The sequence below is a fragment of the Methanobrevibacter curvatus genome, assembly GCF_001639295.1.
GTDB classification, from domain to species: Archaea; Methanobacteriota; Methanobacteria; order Methanobacteriales; family Methanobacteriaceae; genus Methanoflexus; species Methanoflexus curvatus.
Window position 1 is genome coordinate 1 of the sequence record NZ_LWMV01000088.1, and the last position, 1,707, is coordinate 1,707.

The window sequence follows — 1,707 nt, forward strand, 5'->3', positions numbered from 1 at the left end:
TAATAGTGTATAAAACAAATATGCCATTTAAGACAGATCCAGACACATTAGATGATTTAACAACACTAATGTTCACAGTAGGAACAACAGTAATATTAGTAGTATTATCAGGAGTACTACTATTATTCCCAGTGTTGTTTTCAGTAACATTAGTAACATTTGCAATATTCACAATACTGCCAGTACCATTTAAACGGACAAGAATATCCAAAACAATACTCTCACCATTAGCCAAAGTGTTAATATCCCAAACACCAGTAATAGCATCATAACTAGTTCCACGAGGACTAGTACTATTAATATAAATCAATCTACTATCTAAAACATCAGTAATAACCAAACCAGTCGCATTATCAGGACCAAAATTAGTCACATTAATAGTATACAAAACAAATATACCATTTAAGACAGATCCAGACACATTAGATGATTTAACAACACTAAGATTTACAGTAGTAACAACAGTAATATTAGTTTCATTATCAGGATTACTACTATTATTACCAGTATTATTCTCAGTAACATTAGTAACATTAGCAATATTCACAATATTACCAGTACCATTTAAACGGACAAGAATATCCAAAACAATAGATTCACCATTAGCCAAATTACCAATGTACCATACACCAGTACTTGCAATATAATTTGTAAGTCTTGGAGTTGTACTGTTAATGTATATTAATCTACTATCTAAAACATCAGTAATAACCAAACCAGTCGCATTATCAGGACCATAATTAGTTACGTTAATAGTGTACAAGATGTGAGCACCATTTAAAACATTACCACTAACATTAGATGATTTAACAACACTAATGTTCACAGTAGGAACAACAGTAATATTAGTAGTATTATCAGGAGTACTATTATTACCAGTATTATTCTCATTAACACCAGTAACATTTGCAACATTCACAATACTACCAGTACCATTCAAACGAACAAGAATATCCAAAACAATACTCTCACCATTAGCCAAATTACCAATGTACCATACACCAGTACTTGCAATATAACTTGTAAGTCTTGGAGTTGTACTGTTAATGTATATTAATCTACTATCCAAAACATCAGTAATAACCAAACCAGTAGCATTATCAGGACCATAATTAGTCACATTAATAGTGTATAAAACAAGTATGCCATTTAAGACAGATCCAGACACATTAGATGATTTAACAACACTAATGTTCACAGTAGGAACAACAGTAATATTAGTAGTATTATCAGGAGTACTACTATTATTTCCAGTGTTGTTTTCAGTAACATTAGTAACATTAGCAATATTCACAATACTACCAGTACCATTCAAACGAACAAGAATATCTAAAACAATACTCTCACCATTAGCTAAAGTGTTAATATTCCAAACACCAGTACTTGCATCATAACTAGTTCCACGAGGACTAGTACTATTAATATAAATCAATCTACTATCTAAAACATCAGTAATAACCAAACCAGTCGCATTATCAGGACCAAAATTAGTCACATTAATAGTATACAAAACAAATATACCATTTAAGACAGATCCAGACACATTAGAAGATTTAACAACACTAAGATTCACAGTAGTAACAACAGTAATATTAGTTTCATTATCAGGATTACTACTATTATTACCAGTATTATTCTCAGTAACATTAGTAACATTAGCAATATTCACAATATTACCAGTACCATTCAAACGAACAAGAATATCCA

Annotated in this window: 1 protein-coding gene; it reads right to left on the minus strand. The window is 30.6% G+C overall.

Annotated elements, in window-relative coordinates:
- On the minus strand, positions 1 to 1,690 hold a 1,690-nt coding region (locus tag MBCUR_RS02250), incomplete at its 3' end, for a DUF11 domain-containing protein (protein ID WP_169805778.1).
- Positions 1,691 to 1,707 lie beyond the last annotated feature (17 nt).